The following is a 17552-nucleotide window of genomic DNA, read 5'->3' as shown; positions in this document are numbered from 1 at the left end:
CCCTACACGACTTGTCATGTTCAGGCGAAGCGGAAAGTGTTCACCTCGTCGCTTGTCTCGACATTGACTGTCTCGCCGACCGGGCTTTTTTCGTCGCGCAAGCGTTCCATGGCTTCGGGCGCCGCAACGGCAATGAACCGTTTGCCATCATCCGTTCGCCCAAAAATGACGCCGTGCTGCGGGCCCTTCTTCCCGTGGACCACTGTATAGGTCTCCACCTTTCCGGAAACGGGGGCGGGGTCGATATCGACTTGTTCTGTCGGCTTCACCGAAGGGGCGACCGGTTTGTAGAGGTCCGGCCGCGTGGTGGACCAGACGCCGACAGCCTCCTTGGTCATCCAGCCGCCATTGGCGAGGACGAGACCGAAGGTGCCAGGATCGCTACGCAGCGTTTCCGCCATGCTGGCGAGGCCATGCATGGAGTAATTGTTCCCCGGGCCACCGAAAAAAGGCAGGCCGCCCGTCAGTGTGAGGGGGCGTTCATCGGTAAACGGATCGATGTTAAGGGCTTGCGTCGATGAAAAGACTGCGCACGGAAAGCATGAGTACAAATCAAAATAGCTCATGCCGCCGGACGTCTTGCCGGCCTGGTTCAGGGCCTGGCTGATCGCCTGCTGCATCGCCCAGGATCCATCGAGTTGCGGGCGCTCGGAAATGAGGTCGTCCGACGCTTCGCCGCCGCCATGCAGGTAGACGCGCTTGTCCCTGGAGACACCGAGCGCGTCGGCCTTTTCTTCCGACATGATCAGGATAGCGGCACCCTGGTTCACCGCATCCTGAGCGATATGCCACTTCAGGAATGGATCGGAAAACTCATAATTCTCCGGTGACGGCGTTTTCAGGAACTCGACTGAGTGCTCGACCGGGAATTGCGCATAGGGATTGTTGGCGGCTACTTCAGTGAATGGCTGGAACAGTTTCGCCATGGCCTCGCGCTGGCCCGAGCGCGTCCGGCCCTCCCGTGCAGCGATGGCGTTTTCGAACAAGGCGTAGAAAAAGGCGGGGGCGACGAGGCCGTGCTTGATCTCGTTGCGGCTGATCATCTGGCCGCCAAGCCCGCGATCCTCATAGTCCAGATCGCTGCTGTCGGCCCAGTCGATCTCGACATTGTTCCGGCGCGCGCCTTTCGAGGCCCTGTTGGCTTCAGAGCCGGCGACAAGCGCGACGTCAAACTCTCCGTCATGGATACGGTTTGCCATCTCGTTGGCAAGTGCCTGCGGGCTTTGTCCGCCGACATCGGAATAGATAAGTTTGCCTGGTGTCGCGCCGAGGTCGCGCGCCAGCGTGCCGGGCAAGTTGGTATTATGGCCGTGCGGGTGCGGAGCGCCTTTCACCGAATCCTCGAAGATACGGACAAAGGTCAGCGCATCGATTTCGGTCGCAGGGATACCCGCGTCCTTGAGTGCGGCTTCCGAGGCATCATGAGCGAGGCTTAGCGGGGAGGGCGCCCCTTCGGCGCCTTTCTTTCCGTCCCACTGGCTCATCGATTGTCCTACGCCGACGAGGACCGGCATCGCGCCTTTGGCCATGTTCATTCTCCCATGTTCATCAGCGCGCACTGTTAGGGCGTGGGCGCAGGCTTTCAATCCATGACGCTACGCGAATTGACGCGGGAACCGGCAGCTCTCGAATGCGGTTTGAGCAGCATGGCTTTTTCTCTCGCCCGCACCAATCTCGATCCGGCTGATGCCGGGCTCATCTATGTCTGCTCGTCAGAGCCTGGCTGGACGCGCAAGCCGCACGGGCGTGGGTTCACCTATCTGGACGAGAAAGGAGAGGTCTTGCGCGGGGCGAGACGTGAGCGTGCCGAAGCACTTGTCCTGCCCCCGGCGTGGGACGATGTCTGGATTTGCTGTGTGCCTGAAGGGCATCTTCAGGCTACCGGCGTTGATGAAGCCGGGCGGACCCAGTATCGCTACCATCCTGACTGGCGGGCCCATTGTGAGCAGGTGAAGTTCGCAGACATGCTGGCCTTCGGCGAGGCCTTGCCGCGTATCCGCAGGCGTGTGCGCGAGGTGCTGGAGCATCCGGAAGACCACGTCGATCTTGCCACTGCGGCCATTGTCCGGCTGCTCGACAAGGGCGCGATCCGTATCGGCTCGGAGCGCCATGCCCGCAACGGGGCGTTCGGGGCCGCAACGCTCTACAAACGCCATGTCCGTCAGACCGACGAGGACACTATCCGCCTGCGCTTCAAGGGGAAGGGCGGCAAACCACAGGAGGTCTCGATCTGCGACGAGACGCTCGCAAGTGCCGTCAGCGATCTGCAGTGCCTGCCGGGCCAGTCGCTCTTTCACACGCCTGACGGCCATGTTGGTTCGAGAGGCGTAAACCGCTTCCTTCGCGAGGCAGGCGACGGCGCGTTCACGGCGAAGGATTTCCGGACATGGGCCGGCTCCGTGGCTGCTGTGCAGGCGCTGCGTAAAGGCGCCGACAGCATCAAGGACATCTCCGAAGCGGCCGCCACCCGCCTCGGCAATACGCCAACAATCGCCCGCAATTCCTACATCCACCCGAAGCTCGTCGAGATGGCGCGTGAAGGCGAAGTGCCTGACCGCGAAGCCGGACCGACCCGTCTGAAGAAGGATGAGCGGCGCCTGTTTGCCGTGCTTGAGAATTGAAGCCAGTCGGGTTTTCAGTCAATCGGCTCGTTCAATTTAAGGTAATGGTAGCTTGGTGCGCTTAGGCTCTCCCAGCCGTCGCCGGAGAAAGCCATGCCGTCTTCCCGTCTTGCTGTAATCCTCGGTCTCGTCATTGCCGGTTGCGCAACGGCAACCATGTTGGGACAGCGGCCTGTCATGGCGCCTGAGCCCGAAACACTGGACATGCGCCTTCCGGATATAGGCGTGACACCCGCCAACCAGGCGGACGGGATGCGGCTTCGGAATATCGAAAGCGAAGATGCCCGGCCTCGTGAGCGGGCGGGCCTCCCTGATTGTGGCCTGCCCAGCCGCCCTATGAGCATCTTTCCGGAGCTCGGCGGAGATTCGGTGACATTCGGACAAGCCGGGAGCTTCTATGTCTACGACGTTGGCGACCAGACGGGAGGGCCGGATCTGGATGTCCATGACAAGCTTATCCTGCCGGGCCTCCCGACCGAACCGGAGATCATGGTGGGCGAAAACTCTGTCGCCTTCTGTTATGTCGAACGGGGCATCAGCATCGTTGTCTTCCGGCAGATGTGTGCCGGCCCGGACTGGAACAACAGTTTCGAGTCGATCACATTCGACGGCGGGGCGACCTTTGTTGATCCGGCTGTCCTTGCGCAACTTGCGCCCGGGGAACCCTATTTGTCGGCGGAGCGGCTGGAGCAGCTCGGGATCGACTGGCTGAGTGACGAGGCGAGGTCCGGCTGGCAGGTCATGCCCATGCCCGCTCTTCTCCGGCCGTCAGCGGCGGCCATCACACAATGTGAAACTGACACGATCCCGCTGCCGGACAACTGGAAGTCTGGTTCGCACGGATAAAAGAGGCGTCGGAAGGCAAGACCTACCAGGGTGACGCAGCGCTGATCGTCATTGTATCGCGCCGGTAATCGAACGGCCCCTCGCCGGCCCAGTCGCGTCCATTTGGATAGCGAACTTCGACGCCTTCCAGCTCCACAGGATCAAACAGGCGCATGTTCACACCTGTCAGGTCGGCACCTTCATTCTGCATCTTGAACGCGTTGGTCAGCTCGAAATGCGTCGTTGCCGAACAGGTCGGGCAGGCATGAACGGCAACGCCGGCATCCGGCTTGTCGGTCCGTACGAAGGACACGGTCTGGCCGGTCGCCGAGACGGATGCGGATGGGAAGTAGCCCCAGGCGCTGCCCGTCTTGCGGCACAGGCTGCAATTGCAGTCATGGATGAAGTCAGGCCGGTCATTGATCGTGACGCTGACCGCGCCGCAAAGACAATTGGCTGTCATGTAGATGTCTCCCGCTAGCCGTCAGGCCTTCTTCACGAACTCGGTTTTGAGGCCCATCTGGCCGACACCGTCAACCTTGCAGTCGATGTCGTGATCGCCCTCGACCAGCCGGATGTTCCTGACCTTGGTGCCGACCTTCACGACCGAGGAAGAGCCCTTGATCTTCAGATCCTTGATCACGGTGACTGTGTCGCCATCCTGGAGTTCATTGCCGTTTGCATCCCGCCAGACCTTCCGGTCCGGATCAAGCGACGCGTCGGGCGACCACTCGTGCCCGCATTCCGGACAGATCAGAAGCGCGCCGTCTTCATAGGTGAAAGCGCTGGCGCATGCCGGGCATGGCGGAAGCTCGCTCAATTGACGATCTTCGCGGCTGTTTTCTCGTAAATCTCGTCACGCGTCACATCCGGCGCGATTTCCTTGATTTCAAGCCCGCCCTCAACAACGTCGAAGACGCCGAGATCAGTGATGATCCGGTTGACGACGCCCTTGCCGGTAAGCGGCAGGGTGCACTCCTTGATCAGCTTGGGATCGCCGGATTTCGACGTGTGATCGGTAATCACAACGATCTTCTTCACACCGGCGACGAGGTCCATCGCCCCGCCCATGCCTTTCACGAGCTTGCCGGGGATCATCCAGTTGGCAAGATCGCCATTCTCGGCGACTTCCATCGCGCCGAGGATCGCCATGTTGATCTTGCCGCCACGGATCATCGCGAAGCTCATGGAGCTGTCGAAGAAAGCGGTATGCGGCAGTTCGGTAATGGTCTGCTTGCCGGCATTGATGAGGTCGGGGTCTTCTTCGCCCTCATAGGGGAAGGGGCCCATGCCCAGCATGCCGTTCTCCGACTGCAGCGTCACCGATACGCCGTCAGGGATATAGTTCGCGACCAGCGTCGGAATGCCGATGCCGAGATTGACATACATGCCATCCTCAAGCTCCTGTGCGGCGCGCTTTGCCATGTCGTCACGTGTCCAGGGCATCAGGCAGTCTCCTTCTTCCGGGTCGTGCGCTGCTCGATGCGCTTCTCGAACTCGCCCTGCACCAGCCGGTGCACGAAGACGCCGGGCAGGTGGATATGGTTGGGGTCGAGTTCGCCCGGCTCGACGATTTCCTCGACTTCCATGATGCAGACCTTGCCGCACATCGCCGCCGGTTCATTGAAGTTGCGGGCGGTCTTGCGGAAGACGGCATTGCCGGTTGTATCGGCCTTCCACGCCTTCACGATGGCGAGATCCGCGAAGATGCCCTCTTCGAGGATGTAGTGCTCCCCGTTGAAGACCTTCACTTCCTTGCCTTCGCCGATCTGGGTGCCATAGCCGGTCTTGGTGTAGAAGCCGGCGATCCCGGCACCGCCTGCGCGCATGCGCTCGGCCAGCGTGCCTTGCGGATTGAATTCGAGCTCCAGCTCACCGCCAAGATACTGGCGCATGAACTCCTTGTTCTCGCCAACATAGGACGAGCCCATCTTCTTCACCTGCCGGCTTTCCAGCAGCACGCCGAGGCCGAAGCCATCGACGCCGGCATTGTTTGAGTAGACGGTCAGGTCCTTGGTGCCCGCCTCGCGGATGGCAGCAATGGAAAGCTCCGGGATACCGCAGAGGCCAAAGCCGCCAGCGGCGATCGTCATGCCGTCGAATAGCACGCCATCGAGCGCGTCCGCGGCGGTTTTGTAGATCTTGCTCATGGCAGCGATCCTTACGCACGGTCAGTTGCGGATGCAACCCTCAACGCTTGTTGAAATCAGGATTCTTCGCCCTGCAGGAACTCGACGTCGATAAGCAGGTCGACCGTGTCTGAAACCGCGCCGATATAGCGGCTGATACCGAAGTCCGACCGTTTGATCGAGGTGCTCGCGGAAAAGCCGGTGACATAGGCGCCGCGTAGGGCGTCGCGCGCGCCCCCATTAAAAGTGACGTCCAGCGTGACGGGGCGGGTCTCGCCATGCAGGGTGAGATCGCCCGTAACTTTGCCGGTCGTCTCTCCCGTCACAGTCACGTTCGTGGAGCGGAAGACCGCTTGTGGCCAGGTATCCGCATCGAACCATTGCGATCCCATCAGTGTGGCGGCGAAGTCCTCGTCTGGCAGGCTGAGGCTTGTCATATCGATGATCGCTTCGAGGCGGGCGCTTTCCGGATTGTCGGCATCGAAATCAAGGCTTGCATCGAAACTGTCGAAACGGCCGACAAAATCGGAGAAGCCCATATGCCCGATCCGGAAAACAAGAGCAGCATGGGCCTGGTCGAGCTCATAGGCGCCGGCGCGAAGGGTTTCGGGCGTGGCCTTCACATCCGGGGTAAACAGGCTGGCGCATCCCGCCAGGCTAAAGGCCAGACCGGCAAATGCGGCTTTCATGGTGTGACTTGTCATGGGACGTTTCCTCGCTGTCGAGAGGCACCCTAGCCGACTGCCCGGCGAATTCACGAGAAAAAGAAAAAGGGCGGCGCCCGGAAGCGCCGCCCTCGATCTGATCGGATGGGATCAGGGGGGAGGGGTCTAGAAGCCCATTCCGCCCATGCCGCCCATTCCACCCATGCCGCCCATGTCGGGCATGCCGCCGCCTTCGCCTTCCTTCTTCGGGGCTTCGGCGATACCGGCTTCGGTGGTGATGAGCAGGCCAGCCACAGAGGCAGCGTTCTGCAGGGCAGAGCGCACGACCTTGGCCGGGTCGATGATACCCATCTTGTACATGTCGCCATACTCTTCGGTCTGGGCGTTGAAGCCGTAGCCGCGATCCTTTTCCTTGAGGATGTTGGCGACGACAACGGAGCCTTCCAGGCCAGCGTTCTGCGAGATCTGGCGAACCGGAGCTTCGAGCGCACGGCGGACAATGTCGATACCGGCTTGCTCGTCGGCATTCTCGCCCTTCACGTCGATGTTCTGGGCGGCCCGCAGCAGGGCAACGCCACCACCCGGAATGACGCCTTCTTCAACAGCGGCGCGGGTCGCGTTGAGCGCGTCGTCGACGCGGTCCTTGCGTTCCTTCACCTCGAACTCGGTAGCGCCGCCGACCTTGATCACGGCCACACCGCCAGCGAGCTTGGCAAGGCGCTCCTGGAGCTTTTCCTTGTCATAGTCGGAGCTGGTGTCCTCGATCTGCTTCTTGATCTGCGACACGCGGGCTTCGATGTCGTCCTTGGAGCCGGCACCGTCGACGATGGTCGTGTTGTCCTTGTCGATCTCGACTTTCTTGGCCGTGCCAAGCATGTCGATGGAGACGTTCTCCAGCTTGATGCCGATGTCTTCGGAGATGACCTGGCCGCCGGTCAGGACAGCGATGTCCTGCAGCATGGCCTTACGGCGGTCACCGAAGCCAGGCGCCTTGACGGCTGCGACCTTGAGGCCACCGCGCAGCTTGTTGACGACCAGGGTCGCCAGCGCTTCGCCATCGACGTCTTCGGCGATGATCAGAAGCGGGCGCTGCGATTGCACGACCTGCTCGAGGATCGGCAGCATCGGCTGCAGCGAGGAGAGCTTCTTCTCGTGCAGGAGGATGAACGGGTCTTCGAGTTCCGCATTCATCTTGTCCGGATTGGTCACGAAGTACGGGCTCAGATAGCCGCGGTCGAACTGCATGCCTTCGACGACGTCGAGTTCGGTCTCGAGCGACTTGGCTTCCTCGACGGTGATCACGCCTTCATTGCCGACCTTGTCCATGGCGCGGGCGATCATGTCGCCGATTTCCTTGTCGCCATTGGCGGAGATCGTGCCGATCTGGGTGATCTCGCTGTTCTCTTTCACCTTGCGCGAATGATGCGCGAGGTCGGAGACGACTTCGAGGGCAGCCTTGTCGATGCCGCGCTTGAGATCCATCGGGTTCATGCCGGCGGCAACGCGCTTCATGCCTTCGCGGACGATTGAGTGAGCGAGCACCGTGGCGGTCGTCGTGCCGTCACCGGCCACGTCGTTGGCCTTGGAGGCGACTTCGCGCAGCATTTGTGCGCCCATATTCTCGAACTTGTCTTCGAGCTCGATCTCTTTCGCGACGGTGACGCCGTCCTTCGTGGAGCGCGGCGCGCCGAAGGATTTCTCGATCACGACATTGCGGCCTTTCGGGCCGAGCGTGACTTTCACCGCATTGGCGAGGGTGTCGATACCCTTCATCATGCGCTCACGCGCGTCGGTGCTGAATTTGATGTGCTTGGCAGCCATACGTGTATTCCTTTTGAGATTACGTTCTGGTCTTCAGAGTCAGGGAAAGGGAGCGCGCCTTACTCGACGATGCCGAGAATGTCGCTTTCCTTCATGATGAGCAGGTCCTGGCCGTCGACCTTGACCTCGGTGCCGGACCACTTGCCGAAGAGGACGCGGTCACCGGCCTTCACTTCCAGCGGGATGACTTCGTTGTCATCACCGATGGCGCCCTTGCCGACAGCGACGACTTCGCCTTCCTGCGGCTTTTCCTTGGCGGTGTCCGGAATGATGATCCCGCCGGCCGTTTTTTCTTCTTCCTCGACGCGCTTCACGAGAACGCGGTCATGCAATGGACGGAATTTCATGAGCTTTCCTACCTTTGGATGTTACCTGTATCAGGCAATGAAAATCTGGATTAGCACTCGTTGATAGAGACTGCTAACGCCGTTCAGGTAGGGGCGGGGACTGGAAGCGTCAACAGCGCTTCAGCTAATTTTTTAAGACGCTGAAGAGCCAGGTAAACATGCGCCCGGATGGCGTGCTAGCAGCCTTTGCGGAGTGCTGCTAGTCCCCGGAAATATAACAATTAATTGACAGGCGCTGCGGCTGTGTCACAGTTTCGTTTCCCGATCAACTGCCGGGAAGGAGACCTGCATGCAGCATGACGATTTCAGGGATCAGCTTTCCGGGGGCCGGCTTCTGACGGCTGAAATCATTTATTACAGGCCAGACTTCCCAAAACTCCTGCAGAGTTTCGTCTGGCAGACCATCGACAGGGCGCCGAAATTTCCCAGGCTGGCGGAGTTTCTTGATCACTGGCGCCGGGAGATCGAGGCGGTCATCCACTCGATCAACATTTCGCATGCCGACATGCTCCGTCCGGCGCAGGTGCGCTGGGTGGATGAGGAAATGAAGATCCAGAAACTCAATTAGCGAGGGAGTGGCCAGCCCGGCGTGCGGACCGGGCCGGCCACGGATGTCCTAGCCCTTGAGCGACAGCCTTATGAAGGCGCCTCGTCCGGCGCCGGGCAGGCGGGCACCCAGCGCCACATCGCCAAACCCGTTGCGGTTATAGCCGGCGAGATGGTCGCGATAGACATGGTCGAGCAGGTTCTCGATCCCGGCCGACACCTGGACGCCATCCTTAACCTGCCAGTCGCCATACAGGTTAAACACGACATAGCCGGGCGTCGGGATCTCCTCATTCGCGGCAGAGACCTTGTCCTGCTCAGCAGCGGCCCGTGTCTCGAAGGTCGCCGACCAGGTATCGGCTTCACAGGTCAGGTCGACAGTGAGGCTGGCCGGCGCGATCCGGTAGAGATTGTCGTCGATATCGCGGCGCTCTCCCCGGACATAGCTCAGGACCCCATCGAGGCGCAGTGGTCCCTCGAAGTCATAGCCGCCATCCAGGTCAAAGCCGTAGAGCCGCGCATCGACATTGGCCCAGCGCAGTGGCGTCGGATCGCCATTCATGCTGGCGATCATCTCAACCGGCGTGTCGGCAACGCCAGGAGTCGAATCATAAGGCACGCCCTGGATGTAGTCGTCGATCTGGCGGGCATAGACGGTTGGCCGCGCATAGAAACGGGGCGTGGCATAGTCGAACCCGGCTTCGGCGATGAGGGCTGTTTCCGGGTCTGTCCCTAGGTCGCCGACATAGATGTTACCGTCGGCAAGGCCCCCGCTGGCACTGATCGGCAGCCAGCCAAAGCGCTGGATGTATCCCGGCATGGCCTGCTTGCGGGCGAGCGTGGCCCGCCATGACAGGCCGTTGCGTTCCGGCGTCCAGATCCGCGCGATCGCATCGACGGTCGTATCCTCCTTGCTGCGCTCGCTGGCATTGAACCCTGCGGCCAGTATCTGCGCAGGTGGCGGCAGCATGGCAGCCAGCGACGCGTCGCCGGCATCGTAGTCGTGCCAGTCGGCGCGCAGGCCCAGCTCGCTCTCGACCGGGCCGAGCCCGCCAGTCCATTGCGCGAATGCGCCGGTCCGGTCCATCGTCACATCCGGGAAGGGCGTCACGAAGAAGGCCGCCATGTTCGGGTTTGTGATGATCGCATCATGCTCGGTGCGGGCCGTGTCGGCGCCGACTTCCAGCTCGCCATTCAGCCAGTCGAAAGTGGCACTGAGATCTGCGCCGCGCGTCGTCGCTTCGGTGAAGGTGGCCCGGGTCAGCATCGGGGCGGGCGAGGGCCGGAGGCTGAAATTGTCCATCAGGTGCGCCACGTCGGTATAGTTGACCGATGCGTTCACCGTGCCGCCATCCAGCGCCGCCTTGTAGGAGAGCCGGGCGAAATCGGTGTCGACATACTGGATGTCCATCGGGAAGGGCGGGTTGCCTGACGGGCCCGCCTCATGCCGGCGAAGGTCAAGCCCGATTTCGCCAATACCGAGCCGCGCCCCGGCCGACACGCCATAGACGGACCGCTGGAAGGACGAGCCGCCAATCTTGCCATCGCCATAGTCGGTGTCACTTGCATCCTCATAGGCGCCGAGCAGGTTGAAGCGCCACTGGTCGGTCGAGGCACCGGCCATCCCACCGGTCGAGAGGCTGTCATTCACCGACCGTGCACTGGTCGTGAGGTCATAGCCGAAGTCGAGGTCTGCGCTGTCGGCAAAGTCCTGGCGCTTGTAGACCGCGTCCGCGCCGCCCGCCAGGCCCGGCCCTTCCGAGACGGGGCTGACACCCCGGTCGATGATCACCGCACTGATGAGCGGGGCGGGGGCGTAATGGAATACCGGGTCCATCAGGTTCGGACCGCCTGAGGCAAAACGCTGGCCGTCGACGCGCAGGTTCAGGCGTTCGCCCGAGAGCCCGCGGTAGGACATCTGGCCGGACAGTTCCCCATTGGAAAGCCGGGCGCCACCAGGCGTGCGCGCGGCAAGCCGGGTGATATCGGCCCCATCAAGCGGGCTGGCATCCGGAGCGATTCCGGTCTGCGTCGGGGTGTCGTATCTGGAGCCGGTGACGATGATGACGTCCTGTAGGGCAGGCGCCGATTCCTGGGCGGACGTGGCCTGAGCGGCTACGCCAAGCGCCAGCAGGCTTGCGCCTACGACGAGTTTGTAGGTCATGATATATCCCTGAAGGCCTGCACGGCGTGCAGGCTGTCTGTTCGTTGAATTGGAAAGCTGGAAACGATCAGACGGGGACGGGAGGACTTCGCGGCGGCATGGGCGGACGTGCCGAGTGGCGGACGGCCGGCCGGACATAGGGTTTTCCGCCAAGCATGGGCTGGCGCACGGCAACCATCTCCGGCAAGGCGGGTGCTGTCACCGCATCCACCAATGAGGACAGGGCGAAGGGGCACATGGCGCCCTCTGAGCCATGTTCCGGATTGTCGTCGGATGGGCCATCCATCATGCCGCTCGGGGCAGCTTCCCCGGATGGCATCGACGCACCGTGGCTGTGATGCTCATGCATCTGGTGACCGGCATTGGCGCCGGATACATGGGCCGTTGCTGGGCTGTGGTCATTCTCGTGCAGGCCGCCGCAGATGCGCAGGACGATCGCGCCGGTGTCCGGTGACCGGTCGATCATGTAGCCGTCAGGTACAAGCCCGCGCAGCGTGATCAATGCCACGAAGGCAAAGGTCAGCAGCTGGATTGCATGAAGACGAGCCGTGCAATTCATACTGGCTCTCTAGTATCTTGCATCGCCTCCATCCACTGGCCCCGGCAGCGCGAATTGCCACACATGCCGACGGCTTGCGGGCGCGGTGTCAGTCTATCGTAAAGGCCCGATAACGCGTAACACTTTCGCATGCAGGCCGCCCGCGCGGCGAAAAAGAAAACTGGAGGAAGATACCGTGGCCATTATTTCCCTGTCGCGCATTGTGGCGCATTGGGCCGCGATCCAGCCGGACCGCGTCGCAGTGGACCATGAGGGTGAGCAGCGCACCTGGCAGCAGCTCGAAACGCGGACAAACCGGCTGGCGCGGGCCTATGCCGAGCTGGGTGTGAAGGAGAATGACTTCGTCACGATTGCGCTGGCGAATGGCGTGGAGTTCTTCGAGGCCTGTTTTGCGACGTGGAAACTGGGCGCAACACCTCAGCCGGTCTCCGCGCGGCTGCCGAAATTCGAACGTGACCAGATCATCGAGCTGGGCAAGCCGGCCCTCGTCGTCGGCGTGTCAGACGGCGAATATGCGCCCATACCATCCATTCCGACCGGGTTCACGCCAGAGCCCAGCCTGTCCGACGCGCTGCTTCCGGAAAAGACCGCAACATCCTTCAAGGCCATGACATCCGGCGGCTCGACGGGACGGCCGAAACTGATTGTCTCGAGAATTCCCGCCGAATGGGACCCGGAGGTGCCGTTTCTCGAAATCCGCAATCAGGGGGCGATGCTCGTACCGGGGCCGCTCTATCACAATGGTCCGTTTCTCTGGGCCATGATCGCCTTGTTCAAGGGGGCGACGGTGGCGGTTACCACGCGCTTTGATGCGGAGCAGACGCTGGAACGCATCGAGACGCTGAAGATTGATACCGCGTACATGGTGCCGACCATGATGCGCCGGATCTGGGCCTTGCCCGAAGAGGTCCGCAATGCCCGTGATTTGTCCAGCCTGAAGGCGCTCTGGCACCTGGCAGCCCCCTGTCCGCCCTGGCTCAAGGAGGCGTTCATCGACTGGCTCGGCGCGGAAGTCATCTGGGAGCTTTATGGTGGTACAGAAGGGCAAGGGTCCACGACGATCCAGGGCACGGAATGGCTGACGCATCGAGGCTCTGTCGGCCGTCCGGTCGAAACCTGTGAGATGAAGATTGTCGGCGAGGATGGGGAGACAGTCCCGCCGGGCGAGGTGGGTGAAGTCTTCATGCGCCCGCTCGCGGGGCAGGGGACGAGCTACTATTATCTCGGAGCCGACATCCGCGAAATCGAGGGCGGCTGGGAAAGCCTTGGCGATATGGGCTGGATGGACGCGGAGGGCTATCTCTACCTGACGGACCGTCGCTCCGACATGATCGTTGTCGGCGGTGCCAACATCTATCCTGCCGAGGTCGAGGCCGCGATCGACTCCTTCCCGGGTGTCAGAAGCTCAGCCGTGATTGGCCTGCCAGACGAAGATATGGGCGCGACGCTGCATGCCATCGTCGATGTGCCCGAGGGTGCGCTGAATGAAGGTGCGCTGATGGCCCATCTCAACGAAAAGCTGGTTCGCTACAAGCTTCCCCGTACTATAGAGGTGGTCACGGAGCCCCTGCGCGATGATGCCGGCAAGTCCCGCCGCAAGGCTTTGCGAGAGGCGCGCCTGCCGGCGGGGGTCAGCTGACCTTCAGCGCGGGCCGTGAATGGCTTCGACGGTGCGGATGGCCTTCCACGCCAGGACCTTAACCAGCAGCTTGCCCTCGGCGTTCTTCCATTCGGCCTCGACATAACCAGTCGATTTCGAGCGGTTGATGACCCGCGCCTCAATCGAGATGTCGCCCTGCGAAACAGGCCGGAAGAGCTTGATCTGCAGGTCTTGCGTCGTAAACGCCTCCCCCTCCTTGAGTGCGGAGAACATGCAGATCGAAACGATGTGGTCCGACAACGCGCCGACCCAGCCGCCAAAGGTGCGGTTTGGCTGAATGTCGTGGCTGCCATCATTCGGCCAGACATAACGCACATGGCCGGGCTCAATATGCTTCAGCCAGTGCTCCGGCATGATGCCCAGCTTGGCGAGGCCCTTCGGCTTACCGGCGAAATCGCCGCTCATGATGCCTGACAGGAAGCCATGGAATTGCTGCGGGAACTGGTCGAGATCGACGGAAAGGCTCATGCGAGGCGGGCTCCATTGGGGACCGGGCTGTCGGGCGAGAAAAGGACGATGGCGCCATCGGTATCGGGAAAGCCAAGCGTCAGCACTTCAGACATGAACTTGCCGATCTGGCGGGGCGGGAAGTTCACGACGGCTGCCACCTGCCGCCCGACCAATTGTTCGGGGGTATAGTGATCGGTGATCTGCGCCGAGCTCTTCTTGTGGCCGACGCCTTCACCAAAATCGATGACCAGCCGAATGGATGGCTTGCGTGCTCCCTCAAGAGGGGCGGCTTCGAGCACCGTGCCGATACGGATATCGATCTGTCTGAACGTGTCGAAATCCGTCTCGGCTTCCGGCGGGTTTCCGGGAAGATCGGTCTTGTGCATGGCGGATCAGACGATGACGCTACCGCCGTCGACGACGATCATCTGGCCGGCCATGTACTTGCCGGCATCAGAGGCGAGAAAGATCGCGGCGCCGGCAATGTCTTCCGGGTCACCGATGCGGCGCATGGGCGTGCCTTTCTCGATGCGCTGGGCATTCTCCGGATTTTCCCAGAGGGCGCGGGCGAAGTCGGTCTTGATCAGACCCGGGGCGACGCAGTTGACGCGGATATTATGGGGCCCGAGCTCGATGGCGTAGTTCCGGGCGAGCTGGAAGTCGGCGGCTTTGGAGATATTGTAGGCACCGATGACGGGAGACCCTTTCAGGCCGCCAATGGAGGAAATGATGACGATGGCGCCGTCCTTGCGCTCCTTCATTTCCGGCGCGACCATCTGGATCAGCCAGTGGTTGGAGATGATATTGTTCTGCAGGATCTTCTCGAACTGTTCGTCGCCGATCTCTTCCATGGGGCCGTAATACGGGTTGGATGCGGCGTTGCAGACCAGCACGTCGATCTTGCCGAATGCCTTGCGGGTCTCTTCGATCAGTGTCTGCAGGTCGTCCTTGGAAGAAATATTGGCCGGCACCGAGATTGCCGTGCCGTCACCATGCTTCTTGTTGAGCTCTTCGGCGACGTCCTGGCAAGGCCCCGGCTTGCGCGAGGAGATGACGACTTTTGCGCCCTGTTCGGCCATCTGCTCGGCGATCGATTTGCCGATGCCGCGAGACGAGCCGGTGATGACAGCAACCTTGCCGCTCATGTCGAAAAGACTGGCCATGGTTTCCTCCATTTATTTCACATGTGCAGTATCGGCGCGCACCATATTCAATCCGCGCGCCTTGCCAATCCCTGTATTGGCCTATCGCGACCTCAGGCGCCCTTGAGCGCCGCCACTGCAAACAGCGCCCATCCCGCCAGCAGGGCAATTCCGCCAAGTGGTGTGATCGCCCCGAACCAGCGCGGGGCGCCGAGGGCCATGGCGTAGAGCGTCCCGGAGAAGATCACGGCGCCGGCGACCATCACCCAGCCACCGGTCGAGAAAAGCCCTGTCCGCGCGGAGACACCGGCTGCGAAGACGGCGACAGCATGGACAAGCAGGTAGAGCGTGGCGGTTTCCCACCAACCACGCGTCTCCGGCGTGAAGCGCGAGGCCATGCCATGCGCGCCAAACGCACCAAGCGCGACGCCGAGGAAACCGAGAAAAGAACCAGCAAGTGGAAGCGACATGAACCCTGCCTTTCTCCCCTTCTCCTAGCTCAGCCCGGTCTCCCCGCCAATCAGGCTGGGACGTCAGGCCGCATCGGCGGAGCGTTTGGTTACAGGCTGGCCTTGCTCGTCCTCATAGACGAAGACGTCGCTGTCGAGATTGATCTCGGGCAGGGCGTCCTTCTCGTGCCAGTAGTCCTGGGTATGCTGCCATTCCGACCGCGCGATCCGCTTCGGCATTTCATGCTCGCCGCGGGTCAGGTAGCCGGGATTGAAGTCCTCCGGATCCATCCAGCTCACCCGTGGCTCGCCGCGTTGGCCGGCCGGCAGTTCTGGCCGGATTTCGGCTGCGCCGAGGTCATCCATGTGCTGGAGCAGGCGGACCATGAAATCGCCCAGCAGGTCGACCCGCAGGGTCCAGCTGGCCCGGAAGTAGCCAAAGACGAACGTCATGTTCGGGACGCCCTCGACCATCATGCCGCGCCAGGTCAGCCTCTCGTTCCAGTCGACGGCTTCGCCATCGATCTCGAAGGGAATGTTGCCGAGGAATTTGAGATTGAAGCCGGTGGCCGTGATAATGACATCGGCCTCGAGCACGTCGCCGGACTTCAGCTTGATGCCTTCCGGCACGAAGCGATCAATATGATCGGTAACGACGCTTGCCTTGCCAGCAGCGATTCCCTGGAAGATGTCGCCGTCCGGCACGAAGGCGATGCGCTGGCTCCAAGGCCGGTAGGTCGGCGTGAAGTGGGACATGTCGAAGTCCTCACCGAGGAAGGCTTGCACGCCTTCCAGCAGCTCGGCTTTCACCGCTTCGGGTTCTTCCTTGGCCCGGGCGGTGAACTCATGCTGATCCACGAGCACCTTCTTGCGGATGATGGTGTGGATCCAGTCTTCGTCGATCTCGAGCCGGCGCAGCTCGTCGGCGAGCTCGTTTACATTGCGGCCCGGCACGAAATAGGTCGGCGAGCGCTGCAGCAGCGTGATGTGGTCGCACTGGTCGGCGATATTGGGGACAAGTGTCGCAGCCGTCGCGCCGGAGCCGATGCAGACGACTTTCTTGCCGGTCAGGTCAATATCGTCCGGCCAGTTTTGCGGATGGACGATCTCCCCCTTGAAGGAATCCATGCCTTCCCAGTCCGGGGTGTAGCCCTTGTCGAGGTCGTAATAGCCCTGGCACATCCAGAGGAAGTGCGTGCGCACGGTCTGCTCGCCGTCCGGCGTCTCATACGTGACGGTGTAGAGCTTGTCCGCCGAGGACCATGCCGCTTTGGTGATCTTGTGATTGTAGTGGATGAGGGGGGTGAGACCATTTTCCTCGATGAACTCACCCATATAGGTCAGGATCTCTTCGGCGGTCGCGATCGGCGGGCCGGTCCATGGCTTGTCGCGATACCCGAAGGTGTAAAGGTCACTGTCGGAGCGAATGCCTGGATAGGTATGGACTTTCCATGTGCCCCCAAACCCGTCGAGCGCTTCGAAGACGGCGATCTTCTTGTCCGGGCAGCGATCATTGAGGTGATAAGCTGCGCCAACACCGGATATTCCAGCGCCGACGATCAGGACGTCGAGAACGTCTGTGTTCGCCTGAGTAGTCATGGGTGTTCCTCCAGTCGACCTTGTCTTTTGAGGCAGACCCTAACGCAGGAATGCGGCGCGGATATAGGTAATCGACCGGATGCCGCGACGTTAATCCTTTGCCGGTATGGAATAGGTCACGATCGCATGGCTCGCGACTTTCTCGGATCCCTCGGCACGAATCTCCACCTCGGCGACGGCGAGCGTGCGGCCGAGTTTCATGAGCCGGGCCTCGGCGATCACGGCTTCGCCAATGCAGGGGCGCAGGAAGTTCATGTTGAGGTTGCTGGTCACCGTCATCGGCGTGATTCCGAGACGGGTGAAGATCGCCATATAGGTCACGCTGTCAGCCATGGACATCTGGGTCGGCCCGGAGATGTAGCCACCCGGACGCAAGTGCTCATTGCCGGCCTTGAGGCGCATGATGGCGTGGCCATCTTCCATCAGAATGACCTCTGACCGGTTTTGCGCGCCTTTGAATGCCTCGCCCAAAAAGGCGTTCGCTTCCTCCACTGAGACCTTTGATGTCATTGGCGTTTTCCTTTTCCCTCGCGTCAGTGATTGATCCGGCGATCTGCTTTGGCCACTGTAGAAGC

The 17552-nt window shown here is 61.5% G+C and carries 20 protein-coding genes; 4 read left to right on the top strand and 16 right to left on the bottom strand.

What is annotated here, in order from left to right:
• Positions 1-20: 20 nt before the first annotated feature.
• Positions 21-1529 carry an acetyl-CoA acetyltransferase gene (locus Q1K29_RS08450; RefSeq protein ID WP_300393272.1) on the bottom strand — a complete coding sequence of 503 codons (1509 nt, stop codon included), beginning with the start codon at positions 1527-1529 and terminating at the stop codon, positions 21-23.
• 117 nt (positions 1530-1646) lie between these two features.
• Between Q1K29_RS08450 and Q1K29_RS08445 the strand changes: the two genes are divergently transcribed.
• Positions 1647-2621: a hypothetical protein gene (locus Q1K29_RS08445; protein ID WP_300393269.1), complete on the top strand. Its 975-nt coding sequence runs from the start codon at positions 1647-1649 to the stop codon at positions 2619-2621.
• A gap of 93 nt (positions 2622-2714) precedes the next feature.
• Positions 2715-3467 carry a hypothetical protein gene (locus tag Q1K29_RS08440; RefSeq protein ID WP_300393266.1) on the top strand — a complete coding sequence of 251 codons (753 nt, stop codon included), beginning with the start codon at positions 2715-2717 and terminating at the stop codon, positions 3465-3467.
• A 22-nt stretch (positions 3468-3489) separates the two neighbouring features.
• Here Q1K29_RS08440 and Q1K29_RS08435 read toward each other — a convergent pair whose 3' ends face one another.
• The 7 genes from Q1K29_RS08435 to groES form a co-directional block, all read right to left on the bottom strand.
• On the bottom strand, positions 3490-3909 hold the full coding sequence (locus Q1K29_RS08435; RefSeq protein WP_300393263.1) for a hypothetical protein: 420 nt from the start codon (positions 3907-3909) through the stop codon (positions 3490-3492).
• 21 nt (positions 3910-3930) lie between these two features.
• Positions 3931-4266 (bottom strand): zinc ribbon domain-containing protein YjdM, encoded by a 336-nt coding sequence (locus Q1K29_RS08430; protein ID WP_300393260.1) that lies wholly within the window; start codon positions 4264-4266, stop codon positions 3931-3933.
• Complete coding sequence (locus Q1K29_RS08425) at positions 4263-4892, bottom strand: CoA transferase subunit B (RefSeq protein ID WP_300393258.1); 630 nt, start codon at positions 4890-4892, stop codon at positions 4263-4265. The genes Q1K29_RS08430 and Q1K29_RS08425 overlap by 4 nt, the downstream gene beginning before the upstream one ends.
• Positions 4892-5596: a CoA transferase subunit A gene (locus Q1K29_RS08420; RefSeq protein ID WP_300393256.1), complete on the bottom strand. Its 705-nt coding sequence runs from the start codon at positions 5594-5596 to the stop codon at positions 4892-4894. Before Q1K29_RS08420 ends, Q1K29_RS08425 begins: the two co-directional genes overlap by 1 nt.
• Positions 5597-5652: 56 nt before the next feature.
• Positions 5653-6279: a YceI family protein gene (locus tag Q1K29_RS08415; protein ID WP_300393253.1), complete on the bottom strand. Its 627-nt coding sequence runs from the start codon at positions 6277-6279 to the stop codon at positions 5653-5655.
• Positions 6280-6405: 126 nt separating this feature from the next.
• Positions 6406-8061 carry a chaperonin GroEL gene (groL, locus tag Q1K29_RS08410; RefSeq protein ID WP_300393250.1) on the bottom strand — a complete coding sequence of 552 codons (1656 nt, stop codon included), beginning with the start codon at positions 8059-8061 and terminating at the stop codon, positions 6406-6408.
• A gap of 59 nt (positions 8062-8120) precedes the next feature.
• Positions 8121-8408: a co-chaperone GroES gene (gene groES, locus Q1K29_RS08405; RefSeq protein WP_300393248.1), complete on the bottom strand. Its 288-nt coding sequence runs from the start codon at positions 8406-8408 to the stop codon at positions 8121-8123.
• Between the two features lie 289 nt (positions 8409-8697).
• Here groES and Q1K29_RS08400 point away from each other — a divergent pair, with 289 nt between their 5' ends.
• On the top strand, positions 8698-8976 hold the full coding sequence (locus tag Q1K29_RS08400; RefSeq protein WP_300393245.1) for an aspartate-semialdehyde dehydrogenase: 279 nt from the start codon (positions 8698-8700) through the stop codon (positions 8974-8976).
• A gap of 48 nt (positions 8977-9024) precedes the next feature.
• Here the strand turns inward: Q1K29_RS08400 and Q1K29_RS08395 are convergent, their stop codons facing one another.
• Together Q1K29_RS08395 and Q1K29_RS08390 are read right to left on the bottom strand one after the other, a co-directional pair.
• Positions 9025-11118: a TonB-dependent receptor gene (locus tag Q1K29_RS08395; protein WP_300393243.1), complete on the bottom strand. Its 2094-nt coding sequence runs from the start codon at positions 11116-11118 to the stop codon at positions 9025-9027.
• Positions 11119-11185: 67 nt separating this feature from the next.
• Entirely contained in the window at positions 11186-11677 is a 492-nt protein-coding gene (locus Q1K29_RS08390) for a hypothetical protein (protein WP_300393240.1), read from the bottom strand.
• A 175-nt stretch (positions 11678-11852) separates the two neighbouring features.
• On the opposite strand from Q1K29_RS08390, the gene Q1K29_RS08385 reads away from it, so the two are divergent.
• Entirely contained in the window at positions 11853-13316 is a 1464-nt protein-coding gene (locus tag Q1K29_RS08385; protein ID WP_300393238.1) for an AMP-binding protein, read from the top strand.
• A gap of 3 nt (positions 13317-13319) precedes the next feature.
• On the opposite strand, the gene Q1K29_RS08380 is transcribed toward Q1K29_RS08385, so the two are convergent.
• The 6 genes from Q1K29_RS08380 to Q1K29_RS08355 all read right to left on the bottom strand — a co-directional run bounded on the left by Q1K29_RS08380 (position 13320) and on the right by Q1K29_RS08355 (position 17487).
• Positions 13320-13805 carry a PaaI family thioesterase gene (locus Q1K29_RS08380; RefSeq protein ID WP_300393236.1) on the bottom strand — a complete coding sequence of 162 codons (486 nt, stop codon included), beginning with the start codon at positions 13803-13805 and terminating at the stop codon, positions 13320-13322.
• Complete coding sequence (locus Q1K29_RS08375) at positions 13802-14173, bottom strand: tRNA-binding protein (RefSeq protein ID WP_300393234.1); 372 nt, start codon at positions 14171-14173, stop codon at positions 13802-13804. The genes Q1K29_RS08380 and Q1K29_RS08375 overlap by 4 nt, the downstream gene beginning before the upstream one ends.
• A gap of 6 nt (positions 14174-14179) precedes the next feature.
• Positions 14180-14950 (bottom strand): SDR family oxidoreductase, encoded by a 771-nt coding sequence (locus Q1K29_RS08370; protein WP_300393231.1) that lies wholly within the window; start codon positions 14948-14950, stop codon positions 14180-14182.
• 92 nt (positions 14951-15042) lie between these two features.
• Positions 15043-15399 (bottom strand): DUF423 domain-containing protein, encoded by a 357-nt coding sequence (locus tag Q1K29_RS08365; RefSeq protein ID WP_300393229.1) that lies wholly within the window; start codon positions 15397-15399, stop codon positions 15043-15045.
• Positions 15400-15462: 63 nt separating this feature from the next.
• Positions 15463-16977, bottom strand: a complete 1515-nt coding sequence (locus Q1K29_RS08360; RefSeq protein WP_300393226.1) for an NAD(P)/FAD-dependent oxidoreductase — start codon at positions 16975-16977, stop codon at positions 15463-15465.
• Between the two features lie 90 nt (positions 16978-17067).
• On the bottom strand, positions 17068-17487 hold the full coding sequence (locus Q1K29_RS08355) for a PaaI family thioesterase (protein ID WP_300393223.1): 420 nt from the start codon (positions 17485-17487) through the stop codon (positions 17068-17070).
• Between the last annotated feature and the right edge of the window lie 65 nt (positions 17488-17552).

Source organism: Henriciella sp., from assembly GCF_029937755.1.
In the GTDB taxonomy this organism is placed as follows: domain Bacteria; phylum Pseudomonadota; class Alphaproteobacteria; order Caulobacterales; family Hyphomonadaceae; genus Henriciella.
The sequence above is the reverse complement of the archived record's forward strand: the minus strand, read 5'-3'. Positions and strand labels throughout refer to the sequence as shown.

Coding starts and splice junctions, on each gene's coding strand:
- Q1K29_RS08450 (WP_300393272.1), bottom strand. CDS start 1,529: ATGGCCAAAGGCGCGATGCCGGTCCTCGTCGGCGTAGGACAATCGATG.
- Q1K29_RS08445 (WP_300393269.1), top strand. CDS start 1,647: ATGGCTTTTTCTCTCGCCCGCACCAATCTCGATCCGGCTGATGCCGGG.
- Q1K29_RS08440 (WP_300393266.1), top strand. CDS start 2,715: ATGCCGTCTTCCCGTCTTGCTGTAATCCTCGGTCTCGTCATTGCCGGT.
- Q1K29_RS08435 (WP_300393263.1), bottom strand. CDS start 3,909: ATGACAGCCAATTGTCTTTGCGGCGCGGTCAGCGTCACGATCAATGAC.
- Q1K29_RS08425 (WP_300393258.1), bottom strand. CDS start 4,892: ATGCCCTGGACACGTGACGACATGGCAAAGCGCGCCGCACAGGAGCTT.
- Q1K29_RS08420 (WP_300393256.1), bottom strand. CDS start 5,596: ATGAGCAAGATCTACAAAACCGCCGCGGACGCGCTCGATGGCGTGCTA.
- Q1K29_RS08415 (WP_300393253.1), bottom strand. CDS start 6,279: ATGACAAGTCACACCATGAAAGCCGCATTTGCCGGTCTGGCCTTTAGC.
- groL (WP_300393250.1), bottom strand. CDS start 8,061: ATGGCTGCCAAGCACATCAAATTCAGCACCGACGCGCGTGAGCGCATG.
- groES (WP_300393248.1), bottom strand. CDS start 8,408: ATGAAATTCCGTCCATTGCATGACCGCGTTCTCGTGAAGCGCGTCGAG.
- Q1K29_RS08400 (WP_300393245.1), top strand. CDS start 8,698: ATGCAGCATGACGATTTCAGGGATCAGCTTTCCGGGGGCCGGCTTCTG.
- Q1K29_RS08395 (WP_300393243.1), bottom strand. CDS start 11,118: ATGACCTACAAACTCGTCGTAGGCGCAAGCCTGCTGGCGCTTGGCGTA.
- Q1K29_RS08390 (WP_300393240.1), bottom strand. CDS start 11,677: ATGAATTGCACGGCTCGTCTTCATGCAATCCAGCTGCTGACCTTTGCC.
- Q1K29_RS08380 (WP_300393236.1), bottom strand. CDS start 13,805: ATGAGCCTTTCCGTCGATCTCGACCAGTTCCCGCAGCAATTCCATGGC.
- Q1K29_RS08375 (WP_300393234.1), bottom strand. CDS start 14,173: ATGCACAAGACCGATCTTCCCGGAAACCCGCCGGAAGCCGAGACGGAT.
- Q1K29_RS08370 (WP_300393231.1), bottom strand. CDS start 14,950: ATGGCCAGTCTTTTCGACATGAGCGGCAAGGTTGCTGTCATCACCGGC.
- Q1K29_RS08365 (WP_300393229.1), bottom strand. CDS start 15,399: ATGTCGCTTCCACTTGCTGGTTCTTTTCTCGGTTTCCTCGGCGTCGCG.
- Q1K29_RS08360 (WP_300393226.1), bottom strand. CDS start 16,977: ATGACTACTCAGGCGAACACAGACGTTCTCGACGTCCTGATCGTCGGC.
- Q1K29_RS08355 (WP_300393223.1), bottom strand. CDS start 17,487: ATGACATCAAAGGTCTCAGTGGAGGAAGCGAACGCCTTTTTGGGCGAG.